Raw genomic sequence first — 19,456 nt, forward strand, 5'->3', positions numbered from 1 at the left:
ACTTTAACGTCCTGATTTTGTGAATTAAAGTGGTTATTTTTGAGAATCCGGAACAAATTCCAGACTTATAGAATTCATACAATATCTTAATCCTGTAGGCTTCGGACCGTCATCAAAAACATGTCCCAGATGGGAATCACATCTTTTACAAAGTACCTCTACTCTATCCATACCGTACGACTGATCTCTTACATAATAGACTCCTTCTTTATCAGCTTCAAAGAAACTCGGCCAGCCGCAGCTGCTGGAAAATTTTGATGTCGAACGGAACAGATGATTTCCACATACCGCACAATAATATTCTCCTACCTCATCAAATTCGTTATATTTTCCTGTAAAAGCTCTTTCTGTTGCCGCTTCTCTGGCTATTGCGTATAGATCCGGAGCAAGGATTTTTTTCCATTCTTCATTGGAAACATTGAGTTTTGAAGTATCTGTTCTGGAGTAGTATGGATTGCTTTTTGCTTGTGTATTTTCCATAGGAGTTTTTTTAATAGGTTCATATTTCTGCGTACATGCCTGCAGAATAATTAATAGGGTTATTGAAATTAAAAATTTCATAGTAAATTTTAATTCTTTAACCACGAATGGTTTCATAACCAAATTTAGTAAATTTGAGAATATGAATGACGAAGCAAAAAGAAAACAACTTAGAAAATATAAAGCATTTGCCACCGGATTATTTATCCTGATGGCTGTTATTTTCATTGTTACCACTATTTTACAGAAGTCTGATAACTCTCACTGGATTGGCTATGTCCGGGCCTTTGCTGAAGCCGCTATGGTGGGTGCGCTTGCGGACTGGTTTGCGGTAACGGCCTTATTCCGGCATCCTCTCGGGCTTCCTATTCCCCATACCAACCTGATTGAAAACAGTAAGCAGAGACTGGGAGACAACCTTGGAAATTTCGTGGTGGGAAACTTCCTTTCACCTCAGAATATCCGCCCTTACATCCAAAAGCTTAAAGTATCCAATTTTGTGGGAGAATGGCTGGCCAAGGAAAAAAGCCAGGACATTTTGATTAAAAACCTTTCGGATATTGTTCTTGATATTCTCAATAAACTGGATGATTCTACGGTAAGCCAGTTTATCAGCAAAAAGGTTTCTGAAATGACAGATGATGTCAAGCTTAATAAAGTAGTAGGAAACGGAATCGGTTATATACTGGAAAAAAATGATCACCAGAGAATCATCACCAATCTTTCAAAACAGATCAAAGAATACATCATTGAAAACGATGAAATGATCCAGGAGAGAGTAAAAAAAGGCAGTTATTCGTTCATTCCATCTTTTGTAGATAACAAAATTGCTGATAAAATTGCCGACGGACTTTCTGATTTTTTCAAAGAAATAGAAGAAGATCCTCAGCATGAAGTAAGAGCATTGATCACTCAGAAGATTCATGAATTTTCCGTTGATCTGAAAGAAGATCCGAAATGGGATGAAGAATTTAAAACGATTAAAAACGGTCTTCTCAAAAATGATAAACTGGATGAATATTCCAATGATATCTGGGTTTCCATTAAAAAAACGTTGATGAAAGAACTTCACGAGGAGGATTCTGCTTTGAAAAAGTACCTTTCAAAAAACCTGAATGAGTTTGCCCGGAATTTAAAAACAGATGAAAACTTTCAGAACAAAATTGACCATTGGGTTCGTGTGACGGCTTATAAGTACATCCTGAAAAACACTCATCAATTCGGAAACCTCATCAGTACTACCGTTGGGAACTGGCAGGGAAAAGAGCTCAGTGAAAAACTGGAACTGGAAGTAGGGAAAGACCTGCAGTTTATCCGGGTCAACGGAACGCTGGTAGGAGGCCTGGTCGGTCTGATTATCTATACCATCGCACACTTCTTCATTTAAAAAACTAAAATCCACGATCACTCAGCCATGAAAAAAATTTTCAGTGTCTTCTTTTTTTGTTTTCTCACATTTGCCCTGTGTCAAAAAGTTGAATTAAAGAAAGTAACGGATTCTTCCCAAACGTTTACGGGAAAAATCGGAGGAATACCGATTACCATTGAACTCAACTATACTGGAATAGTAGATTGTGACCAGTATCAGCATTATGTGGATGGATGGTATTATTATGACAAATACAAAAAGAAAATCCCGCTTACCGGAATATATGACTATTATGGAAATTTGTCGCTGTATAATTTTGGGACGAAACAAAAACAGAATTCGAAGCTTTTGAAAGAGCAGATCACTTCTCTTCAGAAAGTGGAAAAGACGGATGAAATAGCCCAGAAATTAGCCCCAAAGGAATCTATTGTATTTGAAAATAGCAGCCTGAATACCAACCCTGTTCCAGGACATTTTTATCTGGATGGAAAAGCTCAGCCTGCAAAATTGTTTACAGGCAATATGATGATCTACCGTCTCAACAATTATCTGTATTTACCCAATAATAAGAAAATCAATACCTATGATTTCATCAATAAAGCAGGCGGAAACGAGCTAATTTCCTATTCCTCAGGAGAAAATGGGAACAGGATTTTACTGTATTTTGAGGAAATATCAAATTTTAATGCCTGCGGGCAATGCGGGGCAAGCAATGGAGAGAAAGGCTACCGTGTTCTTTACTTTACAAAAGACTGGAATTATAAAAACTATGAAGAATTCCTGACTGAGAGCTGCCGCGAAAATATATATGACGTTACCAAAACGAAATCCAAAGACAAACAAACGATTATCTATAAAATAGGGAAAACCGAAAGCACTCCGCCCCATACGCTTACATTAAATATTAAAAACGCATCCGTTGTAAAGTCAAAATAAAAAAGAGAGTCATATCAACTCTCTTTTATTTTATCTCGGTAATCTGCTGGCTCTTTTTAGTAATTCCTGATTGATGTCGTTGATCAGTTGCGGACCTTCATAAATAAATCCGGTATACAACTGAACCAGTGTAGCCCCTGCATCCAGCTTCTCCATCGCATCCTTAGCAGAGTGAATTCCTCCTACTCCAATGATTGGAAATGCCCTGTTGCTTTTATCGGAAAGGTATTTGATCATTTTTGTACTTCTCTCACGGATGGGCTTTCCGCTTAATCCACCATTTCCTATCTGTGCTAAAACTTCCGGAGAGGTTTTCAGGCCTTCTCTGTTCACGGATGTATTGGAAACTACAATACCATCTATTTTTGTTTCAGCGATCAGATCAATGATTTCGTCTAACTGATTGTTATTCAAATCCGGTGCAATTTTCAGTAATATAGGTTTCTGTACAGATTTTGACTGGTTTATTTTTTTCACTTCCGTAATCAGTTCTCTCAGATAGTCTACATCTTCCAGTTTCGCGTGGCTTCCTACGTTCGGGCAGCTCACATTCAATACAAAGTAATCTACATGAGGATGAAGACCTTCAAAACAGTCTAAGTAATCCTGCGTATAATTTTCCGGACTTGTATCTGTATTTTTCCCGATGTTTCCACCGATGATTATTTTTCCTTTATTGGATTTCAGTTTTTCAATAGCTGCTTCAAGACCATCATTATTGAATCCCATTCTGTTGATGATCCCACCATCTTCAATCAAACGGAACAATCTTTTCTTAGGATTTCCGGCTTGCGCTCTCGGGGTAACGGTTCCTATTTCTACAAATCCGAAACCAAGATCTCCCAATTCGTTAAATAACACTGCATTTTTATCGAAACCGGCAGCCAGTCCTACAGGATTTTTAAATTTCAATCCAAAGACTTCTCTTTCCAGACGTTTGTCTTCAATAGGTTTTGGTAAAAACAGTTTGGTAAGAAATCCAAAATTTTTAAGCATTGAAAATGTAAAATGATGAACTTCTTCAGGATCAAATTTGAAAAGGATCGGACGAATGAGCGATTTGTACATTGAAAAAAAGTTTTACAAAATTACTCATTTTAAAATTAATGCTAGATTGATGTATGATATTTTATCGAAATATCTCATATACAGCATCTATAAGATATAAATATTGATGAGATCATTTTTTTCTAAACGCTACGATCGAAAAGAAAATAAAAGCTATTTATCAATAACTTTGCTAGCATTGCGTTAAAACAATATGTACAGAGAAATCTGTGTTATCTGTTAAATGGAATGGGATACTTAGAAATCCCATCCTTGTCAAGGTTTAAAACCTTGACAAGGATATTAAAAATCTTAAGGTTTTCATGAAGAGTATGCACTCAGATCAAATTTCAGAATATCTCCTACTCTTTTAAACTCTTCATCTATAGTAGCATTTACGGTGATTCTTTCGTTAGAAATGGGATGATTAAAAATCAATTGATGGGCATGAAGCGTCATTTTGTTGATGTCAAATGTTTGAAGCCACAACTTATTTTGTTTGTTGCAGCCATGTTTCCGGCAACCTAAAATAGGATGGAGAATATGTTTAAAATGTTTTCTCAGCTGATGAAATCTTCCCGTTTCAGGAATAGCTTCTACCAAAGAATATCTCGAAGTCTGGTGTTTTAAAAAAGGCAAATCTATTTCTGAAGTCTGCAAACGGCGATAGTTTGTAACGGCATTTTGCTTAACTTCATTTTCATTAACCAAGTCATAATCAATCGTTTCTTCTTCTTTTGTCCAACCCCGAAGAATGGCCAGATATTTCTTCTCTACATCGCGTGATGCAAACTGCTCGCTCATGATTCTAAGAGTATCTTTATCCAGAGTAAAAAGCAGAACCCCCGAAGTTTTCCGGTCTAACCGATGTACGGGATACACTTTTTGCCCGATCTGTTTCTTCAACTCCTGAATAGCATATGTATCAGCTTCTCCGGCATAAAAAGATTTATGAACCAGTAATCCGCTGGGTTTGTTGATGGCAATAAGATGCTCGTCACGATAAAGAATTTCTAACATCCGGCAAAAGTAAAGATTTTTCGATTGATATTATATGCTGCCATCTTTGTAAACCTAACAGGTTTAGACATTCCTTTATCAATAGCCCCGATCTGAGAGAAAATCCCGCAGTGAGGCGGCGGCGCGAAGCAGAGCCGCCGAGCGAGGAATTGCAACGGAGAGCGGGTTCCCGGCTCCTGAAAAATTAAATTGTCAATATTTATCTGTTTATTAACTGCTTTTTTTATTGAATCTCATGATTTTGGATCCAAATTGCTATTTTTGCATTTCAGACGTAAAAAAATTATGGCAAAGCAAGAAGATGTTTTCAAGAAAGTGATTTCTCACGCTAAAGAATATGGTTTTATTTTCCCATCGAGTGAGATCTATGATGGTTTATCCGCTGTTTATGATTATGGACAGAACGGTGCCGAACTAAAAAATAATATCAAACAATATTGGTGGAAAGCTATGGTACAGCTTAACGAAAATATTGTCGGCATTGATTCGGCGATCCTTATGCATCCTACAACCTGGAAGGCATCGGGCCACGTAGACGCTTTCAACGATCCATTGATTGATAATAAAGATTCTAAGAAACGTTTCAGAGCAGACGTTTTGGTGGAAGATTATTGTGCTAAAATTGAAGATAAAGAGAATAAGGAAATCGAAAAGGCAGCTAAAAGATTCGGTGAGGCTTTCGATAAAGATCAGTTTGTATCTACCAATCCAAAAATTATTGAATACAGAGCAAAAAGAGAGGCTATTCTTTCAAGACTGGCAAAATCTCTGGAAAATGAAGACCTTGCTGATGTAAAAGCTTTAATTGAGGAGCTTGAAATTGCAGATCCTGATACAGGTTCTAAAAACTGGACGGAAGTAAGACAGTTCAACCTGATGTTCGGGACAAAGCTTGGTGCTTCTGCTGACAGTGCTATGGATCTTTATCTGAGACCTGAAACGGCTCAGGGTATTTTCGTTAACTTCTTAAACGTACAGAAAACTTCACGTCACAAGCTTCCTTTCGGTATTGCACAGATCGGTAAAGCATTCAGAAATGAGATTGTTGCGAGACAGTTCATTTTCAGAATGCGTGAATTCGAACAGATGGAAATGCAGTTCTTTGTAGCTCCGGGAACAGAACTTGAATTCTACGAACAGTGGAAGCAGAAACGTCTGAACTGGCACAGAGCTTTAGGTTTGGGAGATGAGAACTACAGATTCCACGATCACGAAAAGCTTGCTCACTATGCTAATGCTGCGGCTGATATTGAGTTTAACTTCCCATTCGGATTTAAAGAACTGGAAGGTATTCACTCAAGAACAGATTTCGACTTAAAAGCTCATGAGAAACATTCCGGCAGAAAGTTACAGTTCTTCGATCCTGAAAGAAACGAAAATTATGTTCCTTATGTAGTGGAAACTTCAGTAGGTTTAGACAGATTATTCCTTTCCATATTCTCTCATTGTTTAAGAGACGAAGTGTTGGAAGACGGTTCAGAAAGAACGGTTTTATCTTTACCTCCGGCATTGGCACCCATTAAAGCAGCTATTCTTCCATTGATGAAGAGAGATGGTTTAGCAGAATATGCTGAAAAGATCTTCAATGATCTGAAATATGATTTCAACCTGTTCTATGAAGAGAAAGATGCCATCGGAAAACGTTACAGAAGACAGGATGCCATTGGTACTCCATACTGTATCACTGTGGATCACGATTCTCTTACAGATCACACGGTAACCATCAGAGACAGAGATACGATGCAGCAGGAAAGAGTTCCTGTTTCAGAGCTGAGAAGAATCATTGATGAAAAAACGAACTTCAGAAATTTACTTTCTCAATTATAGTTACAAAGCCCTGGTTTCAGGGCTTTTTTATTTTTCGCAACATATGGGTTAATTTATTATTTTTATCCCTCAAATTTTAACCATGAAAAAAATAACGCTGATGATGTTTGGTCTGATCCAGACATTTGCTTTTTCCCAAACTCAGGACCTGACAACTCTCGCTGCCGGCGACCATGTGGGGATGAATGCTCTATTCGATGATAAAGACAATCTGTACGGTTACGTTTCTCTCTATTCTTATGGTAAATCCGGTGACAAGACCAAGAAATTTGAGTATGTAATTCTTGATAAAAACCTCAACCCTGTTGCCAATAAAGAGTTTGAGGGAGATATCACGGCTGCTTCTTATCTGGGATATGTTGATTTTAAAGGTCAGATTATTTTAAAGCCTTCCATGATGGATTATTCTCTTGTGAAGAGCAAAGAAGTCTTTACTCCGGTTTCTATGGTAATCGATCCGAAAACCAACTCTATTACCCGAAAAATATATTATGATTATCTGGAAAACGGCACTTTCAAAGAGATCAACGAACCGAAGAGCTGGAAAGAACAACGTAAGGAAAACCGTGATGAGAAAAAAGAGAAAGGCTATAACTACGTTTCTGCGGTAGGAGAACTGAAAGAAGGCGGTTATTTTGCTGTTGAATACAAAGATTACGGCAAGTATGAAAACAGCAACAGCCTCATGAGGTTTGATGAAAACAAAAAGGAAATCTGGAGGTATCAATACAACACAGACGGCAGCAAAAAACTGTACACTACCCTTTCTGTTCTGGAAAGGGATGAGAACAATATGTACTGCATTATGAAAAAAGTGAATGACAAGCAGAAAACATTCAGCCTCATGGTTCTTGATATGAAAACCGGAAAAGAGAAATCCAGCAAACCCATCACCGGATTATCTGATGATACCATAGACAATATTGAATCTTTCTACTCCAATTACAGAAAGCTTGATAATGATAAAACCTTTGATGATAAAGTAGTTTTGCTGGGAAGAAACTATGATAACTCAGAATCAGTAGGGTTTGCGAGAATGCTCCTCAACAAATCCGATTTCTCTGTAGATACGAAAACAATTAATTATGAGCCCAACATCTCTGCTTTTCTCCCGAAGCTCAATAAAAATGGTATGGTAGAAAGCGGATACATGCTTCAGACTAAAGACATGTACTTTATGAATGATGGAAGTGTGGGTATTTTATCAGAAAAGTATAAGCCGGCCGGTCAGTATAACGCACCAAAGACGACTGATCTTGTGTACATCTACACGGATAAGGATTTTAAAGTGAAAAATGTTCAGGTTTTTGAAAAGGAAAAATCAAAATGGGTGAACAGCGATTATCTTTTTTCACAGTACCTTAACGGAGGAAAAGATGTGGTGTTTTTCTATCGTGACTATCAAAAAGATGAAGTCACCAAACAAAAAAGATGGAATCTGTTTATCAATACTATTATTGACGGAAAATTCAAACAGGAGATTATTCCGATCTCTGAAAAAGATAATTATGCAGTAACGCCATATGTAGGAAAAGAAGGCTATATCCTGCTCAGGGAGTATAACGAGAAAGAGAAATTCAATAAAATCCGTTTGGAAAAATTAAATTATTAAAATAATAAGAACCCTGACAAAACATCAGGGTTCTTTCTTTTGTGTTTAGGCTAAAGCCAGCGGAATTTTATTATTTCAAAAACAGGCTCCCTTCTACTAAGCTCAGGACAATAGCCCATTCCTATCGATATTTCAATCATTTATAATTAAAATCAGTTTGCTTTTGCCAGCGTCTCATTCGTCTGATAAAAGTCTGCTATATTCTTTATTTCATCAAGACTTAAATTCCACATAAAGTTCAGAAACTGCTGGTAGCTTTCACTTTGATTTTTAGGTTCTATTCTATCCAGATACCGGTTGAGATTATAATTTTTTCTCGCCTCATATATTTTGGTAAAGCATCTTCCCAACCAGCTTTTATAGTATTTTTCCTCCTCTTCATCCTGCAAAAACTGCATGGCAGCGTAGATTCCCAGTCCATAATCTTCCGAATGGAAATAATTGGGTAAAATCTCCATCCTTGCAGTTTTTCTTAATGTTAAAAAAAGGTCTGAAGGTTTTTCCGGACTGACAGGAGTTTTAAGTTCTGTAAAAGTCCTTTTAAGCGCTTCTATTCTTCTGGAAACTTCAGGATGCGATGCCAGAGAATCTTTGTTCAGCTTTTCTTTATAAAAGTTATAATTGTACAGGGAAAAATCTTCCTTTTTCATCCATTTCTCATTGAATGCCTGCCTGGGAAGATTAAACAGTTTTTTATAGGTTTCCACCTTTAATTCCCGTGGAGAGATCGTATCAAAATCCTGTAACCTCTGAAGAGCATTGACAAATTCTGTTTTCCTGAAATCACTGTTTTTAAAAATAACATACCCTAAAGAATCTGCCTGTATTTCATTTTGTCTTCTTTCCACGCTTTTCTTGTAGACTCTGTTTTTAAAAATATCGAAAGCCTTCTGGTTCTGGCTCTGGCTTCTGCTTGTCGTAGTGGATTTGATATTCTCAACCACCAGTTTATCCTGTTTATCCTGTTCTATAATTTTCAAAAAAATCTTCAGGGAGTGCTCCTCTATTTTATGCCCAAGCTCATGGGAAATCACTGCAGCAATCTGTTCCTCGTTATTCAGCCAGCTGTAAAGCCCCATATTGATGACAAAAGTTCCGTCAGCAAGGCAATAGGCATTGGGAGTGTTGTCTTTGGCAATCAGAATTTTAAGATCCTGGGGAATTGCTGGGTTGTTCTTTTTAAGACGTTGAATCATGGACTGTATGCTGGTTTCAAATTCAGATTTAAAAATAAAATCCTTATTCTTCACCTGCTTTTCAAAGTCTGTTCCGAATTCTTTATAAATTTTGGATAATTCAGAGCCTGTTTTCCCTGAATATTGGGACTTTAATCTCTTTACAGTTGCTTCATTATTCCCTTCAAAACTCTTTAAAAATGCTTTTCTCTGTATATAATCTGCAGTATCTATCGGTTTATAAATCTGGGCTGTTCCCAGGATTGAAAACAGGAAGTACCCCAATACAAAAATTTTTCTGGTCATAGTTTTCATCAATAAGAACAAAAATAACTTATTTGCTGATTCATTTTAAATTTTATAACCAAATTATTTTAAATTTGTTAAAGACCCATTCATAAACAATGAGAATACTAAAATATATGATAGGCGGGGCTGTAGCCGGTGCGGCAGCAGCTTATTTTCTGGGATATGATTATTTATTCAATGGCATTTCCAAAACCTATCTGAAAGGAAAATCAAGCGCCCATATTGATGATGGAAATCTTTTCCCGAGCAATCCTGTTGCAACAGAAGAACCCAAACTCTGGGAGGAAGATTCGGACTACAATAAAACAGAATTACCTAAACATTTAGTTGAAAACTTAAAACACTCCCGAACAGCTGCTTTGGTAGTGATAAGGAATGGAAAAATTCTTCATGAACAGTACTGGGATGGCTACAACCAGCTATCACAAACCAATTCTTTTTCTATGGCAAAAGCAGTGACGGTGATGCTTCTTGGAAAGGCATTGGAAGAAGGAATTATTCCAACTCTAGATGAAAAGTTCTCAGATTTTTATCCCGAATTTAAAAACAAACCCTTTGGAAATCAGGTTACCCTTAAGAATTTGGCCGAGATGGAAGCCGGACTGGACTGGAATGAAGATTACAACAATCCTTTTCTGCCCAATGCTAAAGCCTATTATGGAAAAAGCCTTGTAAAAGCTGTATTTTCCCGGAGATTTAAAGAAGAACCCGGTGTCAGATTTGAGTATCAAAGCGGCTCGACACAGCTTCTTGGTTTTGCACTCCGAAAAGCATTGAATCAATCACTGGCCACCTATTTATCCGAAAAATTCTGGATTCCTCTGGGAATGGAACAGAATGCCAAATGGAGTACAGATGATCACGGTATGGAAAAAGCCTATTGCTGCATTCATTCCAATGCAAGAGATTTTGCCAAACTTGGACAGCTTTTTCTGGATGATGGGAAAGCCGGAGATCATCAGATTCTCAATGCAGACTTCATTGAAGAGATGAGAACTCCTACAGCAAAGTCTGAAAACATTTATGGAATGGGACTTTGGATCAATCATGACAATCCTGTCAAACATTATTATTTCCTCGGATTACAGGGACAGTATATTATCATGGTTCCGGAGCATAATATGGTTATTGTAAAAACCGGAAGCTACTCCAACAATCCTAAGAATGACAGAGGAAGACCTGATCAGGTAAAATTCCTTGTGAATGAAATTGTAGAACTATTCTGATAAACAGTATGGAAAAACATAGCGTAAAAGTTGATGAATACATTGAAAAATCTCCCGATTTTGCAAAACCTATCTTAAATTATCTTCGTGAAATCATTCATGAAGCCTGCCCCGATGCGGAAGAAGCCATCAAATGGAAGTTTCCCACTTTCATGTATAAAGGGAAGATTTTATGTTCCATCACCGCTTTCAAGCAATATTGCAGCCTGGGATTCTGGCTGCATCAGGAAATGAAAACTTTACAGGAAATAGAAACAAATACTGAAAAAAGTTCAATGTTCAGTTTGGGAAAAATAACCCGTCTTGAAGATCTTCCATCCCAACCTCAGCTTAAAAGAGCGATTAAAGAAGCCATGGAGCTTACAGATATGGGCGTAACGATGAAAAAAGCACCCCCATCCAGGATAGAAATGGAAATTCCTGATTATTTTCAATCTGCTCTGGATGCCCAGCCGAAAGCAAAAGAAATTTTTGAAAAAGCTTCACCATCTTTCAGAAAAGAGTATATTGCATGGCTTACAGAAGCCAAAACAGAAGCTACCAGAAATAAAAGATTGGAACAGTCTTTGGAATGGATAGCCGAAGGTAAAGGCCGCAACTGGAAGTACCAGAAAAAATAAAAAACACACACAATGAAGAAAAAAATTATTCTCTTTTTCTTCCTGATTATTTCAATTTTTACATTCGCTCAGGAATTTGATTTTGAGGGACAATATAAGTATGCCCGTACACTATCGTCCAAAAATCCGGACAGCTCAGAAATTGTTCTGAATAAGATTATAGATTCTGCACGGAAAAGAAATCTCCCGGAATTTTTAGCAAAAGCTTATTATTTAAAGTCTTTCAACAGCTATCTGAGATCTGATGCTGAGAAAAGTCTTGATTTTGCAGATAAGGCGCTTACAATAGCGACCCAAAGCGATTACAGCATCGGAAAGGCGCTCGCATACAGAATGCAGGGAACTCAGTACGCAAAGCTCGGCCTGCTTAAAGAGTCTTCTGCCAGCCTCCGAAATGCACTCACTGAAGTAAAAAATAATAATACCGAGGAAGGACATGAGCTGAAAGGAATGATCTATAATTCTTTTTTGATCCTTCTTAACAAGGAACAGTATAAAGAGAAAGCGTATTATTCCAAAAGTGCCATCCAGGAATTTCAGAAGCTTAAAAATGTCAGCAGAAGAAATGAACTGTTGATTTCCGCTTATACCAATATGGGATATAATTTATCTGAGGTAAAAAAATTCAGGGAGGCTAAACCTTATTTTGTAAAAGCCCTTTCGCTGGTAGGGGAAAACAATTATTATCTTCGGGCAAACATCCTGAATGATATCGGATTTTCTTTTTCAAAACAGAATAAACCGGACAGTGCGGTGCTTTATTATCAGAAATCGCTGGCCATTGTAGATCGGTATGGATTCAATGAAAAAAAGATTGAGGTTACTAAAAATCTTGAAGAAGCCTACGCCCAGCTTCACGACGATACCAATACCGAAAAATATAAAATTGAAAATCTTACATTAAAAGACAGCATTGCTTATAACAAGGCCATGGCCGTCAACAAAACACTTTCTAAAAAAGAAGAGAGTTTTCATCAGCAGCTCAATGAAAGCCATTCTGTCTCAAAAGGGCTTATTATTGCGTGCCTTGCATTGTTAATTGTTTTAGGAGCTGTGATTTTCAATACCCTCCGTCTCCGTAAAAAACATAAAGAAGTTGTTGCCAGAATTTACAGAGAAGGCATTTCTCCTGTTATTTATGAGGAAGATCCACAGGAAATTTCTGAGGATATTCAGGCAAAAAATACCTCTACTCCAACAGAAATAAAAATTTCGCCGGAAGTAGAGGAAAACATATTACAAGGATTAAAAATATTTGAAGAAAACCTTGAGTTTAACAACAAAAACATTTCGCGTTACAATCTTGCCAACACATTGAATATCAATACAAAATACCTTTCAACGGTTATTAAGAAACATAAGAAATTCAATTTCAACCAATACATTAATCATCTGAGGATCAATTACATTGTTAACCAGTTGAAAAATGAACCTCAATACAGAAAGTATAAGATCAATCACCTTGCAGAAATTACGGGATATTCCTCCCACAGTGCTTTTTCTCTTGAGTTCAAAAAGATTACAGGACTTCACCCGTCTGCTTTTATCAAAACCCTTGATGAAATCTCCTGATTACTGTTCTGCTATGGTAAGATTATTATAGCCGCCCGTATTGTTGAGCGAAAAATTAGCGAGGTTTGAATTATTTAAATTAAACCAGATGTAAGGCATCAGCCTCTGCCCTGCTGTCATGTAGAATGAAGCGGTACAGTTACTTCCTGCATCAATATTTCCTACGCTGTTTGAGGACATGGTATTGGCACATTTCACGGTGTTGATAATATTGGTGACAGCCAGTCCGGCCGTATTATCATAAAGCTGCCAGATGGCTTCTATCTGAATAGGATTTAAAGGATCTGTTGTATAATTAATGGCCAGCGGAGCCAGATCTGTAGTGAAAGTGGCTACATAAATTCCATTTCTGGGAGCTGTAAAAATACCTGTCGCAGCATTAAAGCTCGTCCCGGAATTGCTTTCAAAAGTTTTACTCCAGTCTACAAGATAATTGCTCGCTCTGTTCTGTAAACCCGCAGTTATAGTGGGAGCAGCAGGAGTTGCCAGCTTTACATTATTTGTCGTTTTGGCTGCAATAACGATTACTTTGTTACTGGCAGGCTGTGCTGTGAGCAAAGGAAGCCATTCATTTCCATTGGAATATTCCACACCGTTATTATACCGTATGGCACCCTCATCTGCGGCTGCGGCTGTGAGGGCAGATGTTCCAAAACCAATGGCGCCGTTTCCGGAATTTCTGGCATCCACTTTTACGGCTGGAACCAAAGTTCCAACTCCTATTTTCCCAGCACTGTTCACAAGGATATCATTACTCTGCTGGGCTGGAGTAAATACAGACCCTGAAGCAGGATTATCTTTTTGTCCGTCAATATGCAAAATGCCCTGCGGATTTGGAGTATTGATTCCAATTTGTGAAAATGCACACTGGAAGCTTAACGTCATTAAAATCAGTAAACAATTTTTTTTCATCATGTATGTTTTTATAATCCGAAAATACTTAAAGAGGTAAGCGTAGAATCGGTATCCAGGGTTTTTGAACTTCCCAGTTTCTGATTCAGGCTTACGGTAATATTATCACCCTGGTTCAGGTTGAAAATACCTGAGCAGTTTCCTGCGACGCGGTTTCCAATGGTATTGTTTCCGGGATAACTTCCTACACATTTGAAAACTTTACCGGTTGCGGAAGAGGTAGAATTGGTATGAATAAGCGTTTCATATCTTGAATCGTCTGCAATACTTCCGGAAGCCAGTGAAAAGGTAAAGGATACAATATATACACCTGTTTTTGAAGCTGTAAAAGTTCCTGTACCGGCATTGAAACTGCTGTTCACATCTGTTTTTTTAGTCCAACCTGTAACGGCAGTCTGTACTCCATTGCTGAAACTTTGTATGGAAGCATTTTCGGCATCCACAAAATCATTGGGAGCCTTATGAGCCAGTGCTACCCAAGCTGTTCCGTTGGAATAGCTCAGATCCTGAGTTCCGGAATTATACCTCATCGCTCCTGCCTTTGCTGCAGATGCAGATTGTGAAGTTCCTCCGATTCCAATAGCATTCAGGCGTTCCCCTGATCTCAGATCCAGTCTTGTTTTGGGAGTTTTTTTTCCTACTCCTACATTTCCGGAAGAAGTAATGACTACATCATCATAATAACTGGAAAGTATTGAGGTATTTGTATTTTTCTGTCCGTCAATATGTACTGCTCCTTCCGGGGAAGACATATTGATTCCTATCTGGGCCTTCATCGCTATGCTGATGCAAATGACCAGGGCCAGTCCTAATTTTTTTATCATATCAATGTGTTATTGTTCTAAAATAGAAAGATTTACAAAGCCATACTCATTGCTTGCCGAAGAAACATCAGTTCTCAGACTCAGGTTGCCATTATAGACAGACTGATAGATATAGGGCTGAAGCGTGTCTCCCTTATTGAGCTGAACTCCTGCAACGCAAGATCCTGCCACCTGTGCCTGTTTTGAGATATTGGAGTAAGATTTCACACATTTTTTTACCGTATTGCTTCCATTTACAACATATCTCGCTTCTGAAAAATAGCCTGAAACAATAGGAATTCTTACAAAGTCATACGTAAAAGAAACAAGATATACTCCTGTTCTGGGCGCTGTAAAAATACCTGTTCCGGGAGTAAAGTTTCCTGTCGGATCGGAAACTTCTGTCCAGCCTGTAATACCTGTAGCAGTCTGATAGGGAATTTTAACGGCAAAGTTCGCTGCCTGAAGGTTGGCTACCACTACTGCCTTTGTTGGGGAAGAAATAAGATCCTGCCATACAATACCATCCGAATACTGCATCTTTCCACCATTCAGCGGATTATACCGTACAGCACCTCCGCCTGCAGCTGATGCTGTCTGACTGGTTTCTCCTATTCCGATGGCATTATCAGTATTGGTGGCTGAGCGCGTATCGATTCTGGTGGCCGGCGTTAAAGTTCCGATTCCTATTTCTCCGGCAGAAGTGATGACAAAATCATTGGAAATTTGGGTAGAGGATGGAGCTCCGGATGAGGGATTATCTTTTGCCCCATCCACATGGAAAATAGTTTGAGGGCTTGAAGTATTAATACCTACTTGAGCTTTTGAATAGCTTATGGTAAAACATAAGGGAACCAGAATTCCCTTCATCAAAATACTTAGATTTTTCATTTAATTTGTGGTTTTAAAACGAGTATATTTCTTGGTCAAAGATAAATGTAAAAGCACATCCCACACAATAGCCCCGCTTAAGACACAAATACTTAAAATATTGATAATAAGCAAAATAGAACATTATTTTACATTATCAAAATACGGAATTTTATTATTTTACCATAAAACTGAACCTTATTTCGTAAGAAATTTTAAGGATTTATGTTTTTTGATGAAAAAGATTATTTCAGAAAAGATTGGATGTCATTAATAAGTTCATCATATGATCTCCTATACTCCGATCTCAATATTGTTCCTGTTTCAGATTCCTCAATAATGACATCATAGCCATTGGTTTTAGAATAGTCGTATGCTGAAATATAAATAAGAACATTTCCCTTCTTCAGTCCTAAAACTGTAGTATCTGCGTCCCAGTAATCTACAAATTCATATCCGGAAAAGTCTTCCAGTTCAAGTTTATGTACTAAATTATTGATTTCAGGTATTTTATTTTCCATTCAATAAGAAATAATAAGGGGGGAAATAAACAGAGTTTTTGAATTAAAATAATGTCAATGAAAATTTAAAGTTAATATAAGAGATACTATTTAACTATTCTATGTCTTGGCAGCCCAATCTCATGTGCCTGTGGATAAGGTTTTCGAAAAGTCATACTCACATCTTCCTTAATCTGTCTGTGGATATCATATTGTTTTTCTTTATCATAAGCATATCTTGGGTCTGGGATCATTGGCATTTTGGCCATCTTATGAATCGTTACAGTTGGAAAATGAAAATCTACTTCTACTGTTCCCAGTAATAAATAGCAGCCGCCACCCTGAAAGTCATAATTTTTCAGGCTATCCGGAAAATGGGCTGTATCAAAGTAATCTCCATTTGCATCAATCCAGGTTCCGAAATACATCGTCCCTTTTTTGGTTGGAACATGTTTTCTTGAAATAAGATAGGCGAGCATCTTTACCTGTTTTTTATGATATTGCAGCAGATCTTTAACAAAAACAGAACCTCTGTATTGGGTCTGCAGTAAATCAAAAGGGCTGCATGAAACCGGAAAACCAATCAGTTCGATTTCATCGAAAGCATCTTCAAACTGTTCTCTTTTTAATTGCGGAAGTTTAAATTCCTGCACAGGTTCTTCAATCAGCATAAGTACTCTCTGTTCCGGTTTAAAATTGACTAATAGTAATCGGGCTTCCACCAACAGTTCATTTTTAGGTTTACCTGTGAATCTGAACGCGCCAATAAAAATAAGAATCTGTATTGTTTCAATACCAATGGGAATTCGTCTGATAAAATCTTCCAGCGATTTGTATACTCCGTTTTTTTCGCGTTCTTCAACAATACCATGTGCGACTCTTGTTTCGAGCCCTTCCAAAAGCATCAGCCCCAGGTAAATATCTGTTCCTTTAAGCGTTGTCTTATATTCACTGGTATTCACACACGGAGTCTGAATATTTCCTCCGGACATTTTTGCTTCATGAATATATACTTCGGTACGATAAAATCCACCTTGATTGTTAATCACAGAAACCATAAACTCCAACGGATAATATACTTTCAGATAAAGACTTTGGTAACTTTCCACGGCATAAGAAGCGGAGTGAGCTTTGCAGAAAGAATATCCGGCAAAAGACTCAATCTGTCTGTAAGCTTCAGCTGTCATTAGCTCCGAATGACCTTTCGTTTTACATGATGCAAAGAAATTCGCTTTTACCTCCTGAAGCTTTTTGATTGATCTTCCTTTTCCGCTCATTGCCCTACGTAAAATATCACCGTCTGCAAGAGACAGCCCTCCAAAATACTGGGCAATCTTCAGCACATCTTCCTGATAGACCATAATGCCATAAGTTTCCTTTAAGTGCTCTTCAAATATGGGATGAAAATATTCAAACTGCTCAGGATGATTATGTCTGAATATATACTCCCGCATCATACCGCTTTGTGCTACTCCAGGTCTGATAATAGAGGACGCGGCAACCAATATTCTGTAATTATCACATTTTAATCTTCTTAAGAGTCCTCTCATGGCCGGAGATTCAATATAGAAGCATCCGATAGTTCTTCCTATTGCCAAATATTCGTTAGCTTTCTGTTCATCTTTGGAAATCGTTGTATCCCAGATATTAATATCAATTCCTCTTGTTTTTTTTACAAGGTCTACGGTGTCTTTAATAGTACCCAGCCCACGTTGTGAGAGAATATCCAGTTTTTCCATTTTTATATCTTCTGCCACGTTCATATCAAACTGGGCAATCGGAAAACCTTTGGGGGGCATTTCTAATGCTGTGTAATGGGTAATGGGCTCTTCCGAAATAAGGATTCCACAGGCGTGCATACTTCTTTGATTAGGAAACTTTTCCAATAACTTACCATATTTCTGCACCTGTTCCACTACTGAATTCCGGTCATGAACTTCCATTGATTTACCTGCCAGATCATCCAACTCTTCCTTGGGCAGACCAAATACCTTTCCAACTTCCCTGAAAATTGATTTGTATTTGAATTCAACATTAGTTCCGCAAAAGGCGACATGGTCTTTTCCATACCTGTTGAAGATATACTCCAATATAGCATCTCTGTTCTGCCAGCTCCAGTCGATATCAAAATCGGGTGGTACCTGGCGGTTAAGATTAAGGAATCTTTCAAAATAAAGGTCAAGCTCCAAAGGGCAAATGTCTGTAATTCCCAGGCAGTAGCTTACAATGGAATTCGCTCCGCTTCCCCTGCCAACATGCATAAACCCCATGCTATTGCTGTAACGGATAATATCCCAGGTGATCAGAAAATGGGCGCAGAAATTCAGTTCATCAATAACTTTCAGCTCTTTTTCAACTCTTTCTTTTGCCGTCTCATGATCTTTTCCGTAACGTTTTTTCAATCCTAAATAGGCTAATCTTCTGAGAAGTTTTACATCAGACTCTTTGGATTTTTTATAGTGTTGCTTATTCTTTACTTTTCCAAAATCAAATTCAAAGTTACATTGTTCGAGGATACTTCTCGTATTTTCAATAATCCGGGGATATCTTTCAAATGCCTTTATAATCTCCTGTTCGGAAATAAAATACTCAGATCTGCGGCAAACTTCTCTTTTGGTCAGCTTAGACAATAAGGTATTGTGGTCAATAGCCCGCAGAATTTTATGCAATTCGTATTCTTCATCAGAACTAAAGGTAACAGGATGAAAAATAACCATTTTAGCGATGTGTTTTTCATATTCGGGACGTATCAGAAAATTTAATTCTTCTATTCTTACTCCTATAAATTCATTGTCTTTCAATTTCGGAGGAATATTACTCATGGGATAAACAATAAATACATCTTTGAATTCAGGAGCAGCTTCAGTCAGTTCTTTACCATTACAATTATGATCTGTAATCATTTTGTTGATCTCACCAATTCCTGAAAATTTTCTGGCTATGCCTACATAAAGAAGTTTCCCCTCGTTTCTGACCTCAACACCGGGAATAGGTTTTATTCCCAGGTCTTCACATGTTTTTTTAAAATCATAAATTCCCGTCACGGTATTGATATCAGTAAGCACCAGCTCTTTGATCCCTAAAGCCTGGGCTTGTTCTGCTACTTTCTGTATGGATAATGTTCCATAACGAAGGCTGTGGAAAGAATGACAATTAATAAACATGTTGAAAGATTTAA

16 protein-coding genes are annotated in these 19,456 nt (G+C 37.7%); 7 read left to right on the forward strand and 9 right to left on the reverse strand.

The features are described 5' to 3' along the window. Nucleotides 1-33 precede the first annotated feature (33 nt). On the reverse strand, nucleotides 34-480 hold the full coding sequence (gene msrB / locus AB1278_RS22760; RefSeq protein WP_238349664.1) for a peptide-methionine (R)-S-oxide reductase MsrB: 447 nt from the start codon (nucleotides 478-480) through the stop codon (nucleotides 34-36). Nucleotides 481-622: 142 nt separating this feature from the next. Between msrB and AB1278_RS22765 the strand changes: the two genes are divergently transcribed. Then, the gene (locus tag AB1278_RS22765) at nucleotides 623-1,867 is read left to right on the forward strand and encodes a DUF445 domain-containing protein (RefSeq protein ID WP_429817175.1); all 1,245 of its coding nucleotides are present in this window, start codon (nucleotides 623-625) and stop codon (nucleotides 1,865-1,867) included. 27 nt (nucleotides 1,868-1,894) lie between these two features. Continuing rightward, a complete protein-coding gene (locus tag AB1278_RS22770) occupies nucleotides 1,895-2,785 on the forward strand; it encodes a hypothetical protein (protein ID WP_429817178.1) in 891 nt (296 codons plus the stop codon). A 30-nt stretch (nucleotides 2,786-2,815) separates the two neighbouring features. Here the strand turns inward: AB1278_RS22770 and AB1278_RS22775 are convergent, their stop codons facing one another. Together AB1278_RS22775 and AB1278_RS22780 are read right to left on the reverse strand one after the other, a co-directional pair. Continuing rightward, nucleotides 2,816-3,853 carry a quinone-dependent dihydroorotate dehydrogenase gene (locus AB1278_RS22775; protein ID WP_429817181.1) on the reverse strand — a complete coding sequence of 346 codons (1,038 nt, stop codon included), beginning with the start codon at nucleotides 3,851-3,853 and terminating at the stop codon, nucleotides 2,816-2,818. Between the two features lie 300 nt (nucleotides 3,854-4,153). Continuing rightward, nucleotides 4,154-4,852, reverse strand: a complete 699-nt coding sequence (locus AB1278_RS22780) for a pseudouridine synthase (RefSeq protein ID WP_343640780.1) — start codon at nucleotides 4,850-4,852, stop codon at nucleotides 4,154-4,156. 285 nt (nucleotides 4,853-5,137) lie between these two features. On the opposite strand from AB1278_RS22780, the gene AB1278_RS22785 reads away from it, so the two are divergent. After that, a complete protein-coding gene (locus tag AB1278_RS22785) occupies nucleotides 5,138-6,679 on the forward strand; it encodes a glycine--tRNA ligase (RefSeq protein WP_110008346.1) in 1,542 nt (513 codons plus the stop codon). Nucleotides 6,680-6,761: 82 nt separating this feature from the next. Continuing rightward, nucleotides 6,762-8,291 (forward strand): hypothetical protein, encoded by a 1,530-nt coding sequence (locus tag AB1278_RS22790; RefSeq protein WP_202841819.1) that lies wholly within the window; start codon nucleotides 6,762-6,764, stop codon nucleotides 8,289-8,291. Nucleotides 8,292-8,443: 152 nt separating this feature from the next. Here AB1278_RS22790 and AB1278_RS22795 read toward each other — a convergent pair whose 3' ends face one another. Continuing rightward, nucleotides 8,444-9,772, reverse strand: a complete 1,329-nt coding sequence (locus AB1278_RS22795) for a M48 family metalloprotease (RefSeq protein ID WP_429817184.1) — start codon at nucleotides 9,770-9,772, stop codon at nucleotides 8,444-8,446. A 98-nt stretch (nucleotides 9,773-9,870) separates the two neighbouring features. On the opposite strand from AB1278_RS22795, the gene AB1278_RS22800 reads away from it, so the two are divergent. From AB1278_RS22800 to AB1278_RS22810, 3 genes are read left to right on the forward strand one after another with little or no spacing between them, the layout of a single operon-like run. Next, nucleotides 9,871-11,001, forward strand: a complete 1,131-nt coding sequence (locus tag AB1278_RS22800; RefSeq protein ID WP_429817187.1) for a serine hydrolase domain-containing protein — start codon at nucleotides 9,871-9,873, stop codon at nucleotides 10,999-11,001. An 8-nt stretch (nucleotides 11,002-11,009) separates the two neighbouring features. Continuing rightward, entirely contained in the window at nucleotides 11,010-11,621 is a 612-nt protein-coding gene (locus tag AB1278_RS22805; protein ID WP_202841824.1) for a YdeI/OmpD-associated family protein, read from the forward strand. A gap of 12 nt (nucleotides 11,622-11,633) precedes the next feature. After that, nucleotides 11,634-13,193 carry a tetratricopeptide repeat protein gene (locus tag AB1278_RS22810; protein WP_429817190.1) on the forward strand — a complete coding sequence of 520 codons (1,560 nt, stop codon included), beginning with the start codon at nucleotides 11,634-11,636 and terminating at the stop codon, nucleotides 13,191-13,193. Here AB1278_RS22810 and AB1278_RS22815 read toward each other — a convergent pair whose 3' ends face one another. From AB1278_RS22815 to AB1278_RS22835, 5 genes are all read right to left on the reverse strand, one after another. Next, a complete protein-coding gene (locus AB1278_RS22815; RefSeq protein ID WP_429817193.1) occupies nucleotides 13,194-14,108 on the reverse strand; it encodes a hypothetical protein in 915 nt (304 codons plus the stop codon). A gap of 8 nt (nucleotides 14,109-14,116) precedes the next feature. Continuing rightward, on the reverse strand, nucleotides 14,117-14,929 hold the full coding sequence (locus AB1278_RS22820) for a hypothetical protein (protein ID WP_429817196.1): 813 nt from the start codon (nucleotides 14,927-14,929) through the stop codon (nucleotides 14,117-14,119). A 9-nt stretch (nucleotides 14,930-14,938) separates the two neighbouring features. Then, a complete protein-coding gene (locus tag AB1278_RS22825) occupies nucleotides 14,939-15,799 on the reverse strand; it encodes a hypothetical protein (protein WP_429817199.1) in 861 nt (286 codons plus the stop codon). 224 nt (nucleotides 15,800-16,023) lie between these two features. After that, a complete protein-coding gene (locus AB1278_RS22830) occupies nucleotides 16,024-16,299 on the reverse strand; it encodes a hypothetical protein (RefSeq protein ID WP_202841834.1) in 276 nt (91 codons plus the stop codon). A gap of 86 nt (nucleotides 16,300-16,385) precedes the next feature. After that, complete coding sequence (locus AB1278_RS22835) at nucleotides 16,386-19,442, reverse strand: DNA polymerase III subunit alpha (RefSeq protein ID WP_429817202.1); 3,057 nt, start codon at nucleotides 19,440-19,442, stop codon at nucleotides 16,386-16,388. Nucleotides 19,443-19,456: the final 14 nt, after the last annotated feature.

The organism is Chryseobacterium sp. NRRL B-14798 (assembly GCF_050470705.1).
Classification (GTDB): Bacteria; Bacteroidota; Bacteroidia; order Flavobacteriales; family Weeksellaceae; genus Chryseobacterium; species Chryseobacterium cupriresistens.